This is a genomic window from Nocardioides pakistanensis, from assembly GCF_054781215.1.
The window spans coordinates 287,701-294,959 of record NZ_BAAGUV010000004.1; the positions used below are offsets into that span (position 1 = coordinate 287,701).

Here is a 7,259-nt window from a genome sequence, read left to right on the forward strand (position 1 = left end):
GCGTCCATAACCCCGCGTTACAGCGGGTGAGCGGGTGGGCGGAGGTGGCGTGACGGCTGCGCGTGGGGGTGCTCAGGCGAGCTGCGCGGCGTCGGCCTCGGCGGCGTCCTTCAGGCGCACCAGCGTCTGCTCGATCCCACGCCGGTTGCCCTCCACAGCGCCGATCCGTTCGAGGATCTTGGCCAGGACGTTCTTGTAGCGGGTGTAGTCGAACGTCTCGGTGACCGTCGTACCCCCGTCGTCGGTGGGCTCGAGCTCATAGCGCCAGCGGTGCGCGCCGAAGTGCCGCCACGCGATCCGCCGGTCGGGCTCGAACTCGACCACCTTGTTGGTGATCTTGTACGGCAGGCCGTACATCTTCATGTGCACGGAGAAGGTGTCACCCTTCGCGGCCAGCCGGCCGGGGGCGTCGATCACCGCGCCGACCGAGCCGGAGCCGTCGATGCGCGAGTGCTGCCGCGGGTCGGTGAGGATCGCGAACACCACCGACGGCGGCGCGTCGACGGTGGTCGAGGCGGAGATGATCCGAGAGGTCATGGCGGCAAGGGTATCCAGCCCGGTGGGCGGTGGTTTCGAGACGTCGCTTCGCTCCTCCTCAACCACCGAGCTCGCTTCGCTCCTCCTCAACCCCCGGTGGTTGAGGAGCGAGCGGAGCGAGCGTCTCGAAACCCCGGGACCACTCAGGCGGTCAGGCGGGCGGCTTGGGGATGTGTACGCCGGGCGGCGGCTCGCCGTGGCGCTGCTCGTACTCCGCGGCGTAGGCCACCACCGCCGTGGGCAGGGTCAGGAAGATCCGGTCCTCGCCGACCTTCTCGAGCAGCCCGGCCGCGCCGAGCGTCTCGCGGACGTCCTGCTTGACCCGCGCGAGCGCGAAGACGATGCCCCGCTCGGTGAGCACCCGGCGTACCTCGTCGAGCGCGTCGACGCCGGTGAGGTCGATCTCGGTGTTGGCCTCCACCGCCATCGGGAAGGCCGCGAGCACCGGCCCGAGGAAGAACACCGTGACCAGAACCGTGCCGAGGGTGACGAGGGAGTACAGCTGGGTGCGGCTGCCGAGCGCGTCGCCGATCGCCGTACGGCTCCCGCTGCTGCTCACCGGGAAGGCGTGCAGCAGCCCGGAGGCGAGGTTCGAGGCGCCCAGGGCGAGGAACTCCTGGTTGGCGTCGATCCGCTCGTGACGGCGGCTGGCGAAGGCGCGCCCCTCGATCACGTTGTCGGAGTAGCCGACGATGGCGACGCCGACCGCGGGGACCGCGAGCTCGAGCACCACCTCGGGGTCGAGGTCCGGAAGACCCGGCACGGGCAGGCCCACCGGGACCGAGCCGACGACGTCGATGCCGTGCGCGCCGAGGTCGAACAGCGCCACGACGGCGGCGGCGAGCAGCATCACGATCAGCGGGCTCGGCCAACGCGGCCGTAGCCGTTGCCCGAGCAGCAGGAGGACGAGTACGGCGGTCGCCAGCCCCAGCGTGGGCAGCTCGATCCGATCGAGATGGGTGAGGGTGAACCAGGACTGTTCCAGCGGGGTGTCACCGGCGACCGCCATCCCGCTGAGCTTCCCGAGCTGGCTGGCCACCATCAGCACCGCGATGCCGGCCATGTAGCCGACGAGGACCGGGCGGGACAGGAGGTCGGCGAGGAAGCCGAGCCGGCCCAGGTAGCCGAGCAGGCACACCACGCCGACCGCGAGCGCGAGAGCTGCGGCGAGCGAGGCGTAGCGGTCCGGGTCCCCGGCGCCCATCGCCCCGATCGCGGCTGCGGTCATCAGCGCGGTGGTCGACTCGGGGCCGACGGACAGCTGTCGTGAGGAGCCGAGGAAGGCGTAGACCAGCAGCGGTCCGACGACGGCCCACAGGCCGACCACGGGCGGGAGGCCGGCGATCTCGGCGTACGCCATCACCTGCGGCACCAGGTAGGCGGCGACGGTGATCCCGGCGAGCAGGTCGCCGCGCAGCCACTCGGGGCGGTAGCCCAGCAGGATCCTCAGGCCGGGAGCGAAGGCGGCGAGCCGGTCAGGCGACGATGTCGCGCTCGCTCTCGTCGGGCCGCCCCTGCGCCTCGGCATGGACCGAACGTACTGCCTCGAGGCTCTCGGGCGCCGGGGTCTCCGGAAGTGGCTTCCGGCGCGGCCGCTCGGCGGTGATCACGATCGCCACGGCCATGACCACGATGCCGCCGCCGACCACCACGGGCAGGGTCACCGGCTCGCTGAGGATCAGCCAGCCGAGGAACACCGCGACGACCGGGTTCACGTAGGCGTAGGTCGCCACCAGGGAGATCGGGGCGTTCGCGAGCAGCCAGACGTAGGAGGTGAACGCCAGCATCGACCCGAACACCACGAGGTAGCCCCAGGACAGCCAGGTGCTCGCGGAGTAGTCGAAGGTGAACCGCTCGCCGAGCGCGAGACCGGCGAGCACCATGATCGCGCCACCGGTGAGCATCTCGTAGACCGTCGTCACGAACACGTCCTCGGGCAGGCTCAGCCGCGGCTGCACGAACGAGCCGAGCGCCCAGCACATTGACGCGAAGACGATGATCCCGGCGGCGACCAGGGTGAGCTCGCGGTCGCCCGAGGCCTGACCGGCAAACACCAGGTACGCCAGCCCGGCGAAGCCGAGCAGCACGCCGAGCAGGCTCAGCCCGCCGGGACGGTCGCCGCTGAGCACCCGGAACAGCACGATCCACAGCGGGATCACCGCGATCAGCAGCGCGGTCACGCCGGACGGGGCACCGAGGTCCTCGCCGACCGAGACCAGTCCGTTGCCCATCATCGGCAGCATCAGGCCGAGGAAGCCGGCGCCGAGCAGCTGGCGCGGGCTGACCGCGAGGCGCCGCGGGCCGCCCTTCAGCGCGAGCAGCGCACCCAGCAGCACACCGGCGGTCATGAACCGCAGCCCGCCGGCGACCAGGGGCGGTGCCTCCTCGACCATGATCCGGATCCCGAGGTAGGTCGAGCCCCAGACGACGTACACGACTCCGAGCGCGGCGAGGACCAGCCCGACGGCGGGCGCGGGCTTCGCGACGGGGGTGCTCGAGGCTGTCTGTGTCATGACCATCCCTAGGTAGTGCTCCTGACGAAGCCTAGGCGGCCGGGGCCGGCGGAGTCGCGCGGTTTTCGGACAGCTATCTGCAAGATCCCGCCACCTGCCGACGCCGGTCCGACGGGGTCGCGGGGCGATTAGGCAGGCGGCTCGAAGATCGGTACGTTATGTGCATGTGGCCGGTGTGTCGCCGGTCACAGCTCCTGACGGCTGGGCGGACCGCGCAGCACCCTAGGGAGGCACCACGCGGCACAACCGATCGACGACCAGCACGAGCCGATGCGCACCACCCCCGCGCACCCCTTGCGCACGGTCGTGAACTCGCGAGCCGGCGACGGAGACCCCGTCCGCCGTCAACTCCAAGGAGTGCAGGTGACAGAGAACGCAGGACCCACGGGTGAGTTTCCCGGCCTCGGTGAGGTCTTCGGCCCCTCCCACGCGGACGGCGGCCCTGAGCTGGTGCAGCTGCTGACGCCCGAGGGCGAGCGCGTCGAGCACCCCGACTTCTCCTTCGACCTCGGCGACGACGAGATCAAGGGCTTCTACCGCGACATGGTGCTGACCCGTCGCATCGACGTGGAGGCCACCGCCCTGCAGCGCCACGGCGAGCTCGGCATCTGGGCCCAGCTGCTGGGCCAGGAGGCCGCGCAGATCGGCTCCGGACGCGCGCTCGCGCCGCAGGACTTCGTCTTCCCGACCTACCGCGAGCACGGCGTCGCCTGGTGCCGCGACCTCGACCCGCTGAAGCTGCTCGGGCTGTTCCGCGGTGTCGACCAGGGCAGCTGGGACCCCAAGGACAACAACTTCGCGCTCTACACGATCGTGATCGGCGCGCAGACGCTGCACGCGGTCGGCTACGCGATGGGCATGCAGCGCGACGGCGTGGTCGGCACCGGCGACCCGTCGCGCGACGCCGCCGTCGTCGCGTACTTCGGCGACGGCGCGAGCAGCCAGGGCGACGTCAACGAGTCGTTCGTCTTCGCCGCCTCCTACAACGCCCCGGTGGTGTTCTTCTGCCAGAACAACCAGTGGGCGATCTCCGAGCCGATCGAGCGCCAGACCCGGATCCCGCTCTACCAGCGCGCGCTGGGCTTCGGCTTCCCCGGTGTGCGCGTCGACGGCAACGACGTGCTCGCCTGCTATGCGGTCACCAAGGCCGCGCTGCAGCGGGCCCACGAGGGCAGCGGCCCGACGTTCGTCGAGGCCTACACCTACCGGATGGGTGCGCACACCACGACCGACGACCCGACCCGGTACCGGCTGTCCTCCGACCTCGAGCACTGGAAGCTCAAGGACCCGATCGCGCGGGTGAAGGTCTACCTGTCGCGCAACGGCATCGCCGACCAGGACTTCTTCGACTCCGTCGAGGCCGAGGCCGAGCAGCTCGGACACCACCTCCGCGAGGGCTGCAAGGCGCTCCCCGATCCCGACCCGCTCAGCGTCTTCGACCACGTGTACGTCGAGCAGACCCCTGAGCTTGCCGCACAGAGGGAGGCCTACGCGGCCTACCTCGACTCCTTCGAGGGGGCGCACTGATGAAGATCACGCTTGCCAAGGGACTCAACGCCGGCCTGCGCGCCGCGATGGAGAACGATCCCAAGGTCGTGGTGATGGGCGAGGACGTCGGCAAGCTCGGCGGCGTCTTCCGGATCACCGACGGCCTGCAGAAGGACTTCGGCGAGGACCGGGTGATCGACAGCCCGCTGGCCGAGTCCGGCATCCTCGGTACGGCGGTCGGGCTGGCGATGCGCGGCTACCGGCCGGTGTGCGAAATCCAGTTCGACGGGTTCGTCTACCCCGCCTACGACCAGATCGTCAGCCAGGTCGCGAAGATCCACTTCCGCAGCCAGGGCAAGGTCAAGATGCCGATCGTGATCCGGATCCCGTTCGGTGGCGGCATCGGCGCGGTCGAGCACCACAGCGAGAGCCCCGAGGCGCAGTTCGCGCACACGCCCGGCCTGAAGGTGGTCGCCTGCTCCAACCCGGTCGACGGCTACTTCATGATCCAGCAGGCGATCGCCTGCGACGACCCGGTCGTGTTCCTCGAGCCCAAGCGGCAGTACCACGCCGACAAGGCCGAGCTCGACGAGTCGCTGACGCTCGCCGACGCCGACCCGCTGTTCAGCTCGCGGGTGATCCGCGAGGGCAGCGACCTGACCCTGCTCGCCTACGGCCCGATGGTGAAGACCTGCATGCAGAGTGCCGAGGCCGCCGCCGGCGAGGGCAAGAGCATCGAGGTGATCGACCTGCGCACGCTCTCCCCGCTCGACATGGAGCCGGTGCTCGCCTCGGTCCGCAAGACCGGCCGCGCCGTGGTCGCGCACGAGGCGCACGTCAACCTCGGCATGGGCTCGGAGATCGCCGCCCGGATCACCGAGGAGTGCTTCTACAACCTCGAGGCCCCGGTGATGCGGGTGGGCGGTTTCGACACGCCGTACCCGCCGAGCCGGATCGAGGAGGAGTGGCTTCCCGACCTCGACCGGGTGCTCGACGCCGTCGACCGCTCGCTGGCCTACTGAGACTGCGCCGGTCGGGCGAGCTGCGCTGGTCGAGCTCGTCGGGACCGCTCGTGATGCAAGGAGAACCATGCCTGAGTACAAGCTTCCCGACCCCGGTGAGGGTCTGACCGAGGCCGAGATCGTCGCCTGGAAGGTCAAGGTCGGCGATGTCGTGAAGATCAACGACATCGTCGTCGAGATCGAGACCGCCAAGTCGCTGGTCGAGCTGCCCTCGCCGTACGCCGGTGAGGTCACCGCGATCCTCGTGCAGGAGGGGGAGACGGTCGAGGTCGGCACCCCGATCATCGCCATCGGCGAGCCCTCTTCGGTGGTCGAGCCGGCCTCGGTGGTCGAGCCGGCCTCGGGGGTCGAGCCGGCCTCGGGGGTCGAGACCAAGGCCGAGACCCCGGCCGAGGAAGAGCCGATGAAGACGCTGGTCGGCTACGGCCCGCGCACGGTCGAGGCCAAGCGCCGCCCCCGCAAGGGCAGCGCGACCCCGCGCAGCGAGGCCGGCGCCGCGACCCAGATGCAGCTGCAGGGCGCGTTCTCGCCCGGCGGTGCGCAGTCGCAGGCCGTGGTCGAGGCTGACGAGCCGGTGGTCCCTGCGCAGTCCGCGCGCTCGGCGACGCCGGCCGGGAACGGCGAGAACGTCCGCGTGCTCGCCAAGCCGCCGGTGCGCAAGCTGGCCAAGGACCTCGGCGTCGACCTGCGCGCGGTGACCCCGTCCGGCCCCAACGGCACGATCACCCGCGCCGACGTGGAGGGCTTCACCGGAGGCACGGCCACGCCGGCTGCCGCCCCCGTTGCGACGGCCCCCGTGCACGCCGGCGAGCGTGAGCGCCGCGAGCCGATCAAGGGCGTGCGCAAGATGATGGGCCAGGCGATGGTGGAGTCGGCGTTCACCGCGCCGCACGTCACCGAGTGGGTCACCGTCGACGTCACCCGCACGATGAAGTTCGTCGAGAAGCTCAAGAGCCACCGCGACTTCCGTGACGTGAAGGTCTCGCCGCTGCTGATCTTGGCTCGCGCGTGCATCCTCGCTGCTCGCCGTACCCCGGAGGTCAACGCCACCTGGGACGACGCCGCCGGCGAGGTGGTGTTCAAGAACTACGTGAACCTCGGCATCGCGGCCGCAACGCCGCGCGGGCTCGTCGTACCCAACGTCAAGGACGCCGACCAGCTCTCGATGGTCGAGCTGGCGCAGGCGATCAACGCCTTGGCGGCGACCGCTCGCGAGGGCCGGACGCAGCCGGCGGAGATGAGCGGTGGCTCGTTCACGATCACCAACGTCGGGGTGTTCGGGGTGGACGCCGGTACGCCGATCATCAACCCCGGTGAGTCCGCGATCCTGGCGTTCGGGGCGGTGCGCAAGCAGCCGTGGGTGCACAACGACAAGATCAAGGTCCGCGACGTCACCACGCTGGCGCTGTCGTTCGACCACCGGCTCGTGGACGGCGAGAAGGGCTCACGCTTCCTCGCCGACGTCGCCGCGATCCTCGAGGATCCGGCTCACGCGCTGATGTTCTGACCGCTCCGACGGTCGAGAAGCGAGCGTCTCGAGACCCCGGTCATCGGGTGCGTCGCAATCGTTCACGTGAACGGTTGCGACGCCCGATCCGGCCGAATCGACGTCACAACCGTTCAGTTGAACGCTTCTGACCCGGTTCCGCAGGTAAGTCCCGAGGTTGTCGGGGTGTGAACGCAACAAGTGCCTTTCAGT

General features: G+C 70.2%; 6 protein-coding genes. 3 read left to right on the forward strand and 3 right to left on the reverse strand.

The features are described from left to right. Window positions 1-72: 72 nt before the first annotated feature. From ACYVIH_RS02770 to ACYVIH_RS02780, 3 genes are all read right to left on the reverse strand, one after another. A complete protein-coding gene (locus ACYVIH_RS02770; RefSeq protein WP_460865709.1) occupies window positions 73-537 on the reverse strand; it encodes an SRPBCC family protein in 465 nt (154 codons plus the stop codon). 151 nt (window positions 538-688) lie between these two features. Beyond that, window positions 689-2,065 carry a SulP family inorganic anion transporter gene (locus tag ACYVIH_RS02775; RefSeq protein ID WP_460865711.1) on the reverse strand — a complete coding sequence of 459 codons (1,377 nt, stop codon included), beginning with the start codon at window positions 2,063-2,065 and terminating at the stop codon, window positions 689-691. Continuing rightward, window positions 2,013-3,050: an EamA family transporter gene (locus ACYVIH_RS02780; protein WP_460865713.1), complete on the reverse strand. Its 1,038-nt coding sequence runs from the start codon at window positions 3,048-3,050 to the stop codon at window positions 2,013-2,015. Before ACYVIH_RS02780 ends, ACYVIH_RS02775 begins: the two co-directional genes overlap by 53 nt. A gap of 363 nt (window positions 3,051-3,413) precedes the next feature. Between ACYVIH_RS02780 and pdhA the strand changes: the two genes are divergently transcribed. The 3 genes from pdhA (at window position 3,414) to ACYVIH_RS02795 (ending at window position 7,067) form a co-directional block, all read left to right on the forward strand. Further along, window positions 3,414-4,577, forward strand: coding sequence for a pyruvate dehydrogenase (acetyl-transferring) E1 component subunit alpha (pdhA, locus tag ACYVIH_RS02785; protein ID WP_460865715.1), 1,164 nt, complete (start codon window positions 3,414-3,416; stop codon window positions 4,575-4,577). Continuing rightward, the gene (locus tag ACYVIH_RS02790; protein ID WP_460865717.1) at window positions 4,577-5,560 is read left to right on the forward strand and encodes an alpha-ketoacid dehydrogenase subunit beta; all 984 of its coding nucleotides are present in this window, start codon (window positions 4,577-4,579) and stop codon (window positions 5,558-5,560) included. Before pdhA ends, ACYVIH_RS02790 begins: the two co-directional genes overlap by 1 nt. 67 nt (window positions 5,561-5,627) lie before the next feature. Continuing rightward, window positions 5,628-7,067 (forward strand): dihydrolipoamide acetyltransferase family protein, encoded by a 1,440-nt coding sequence (locus ACYVIH_RS02795; protein ID WP_460865719.1) that lies wholly within the window; start codon window positions 5,628-5,630, stop codon window positions 7,065-7,067. Window positions 7,068-7,259 lie beyond the last annotated feature (192 nt).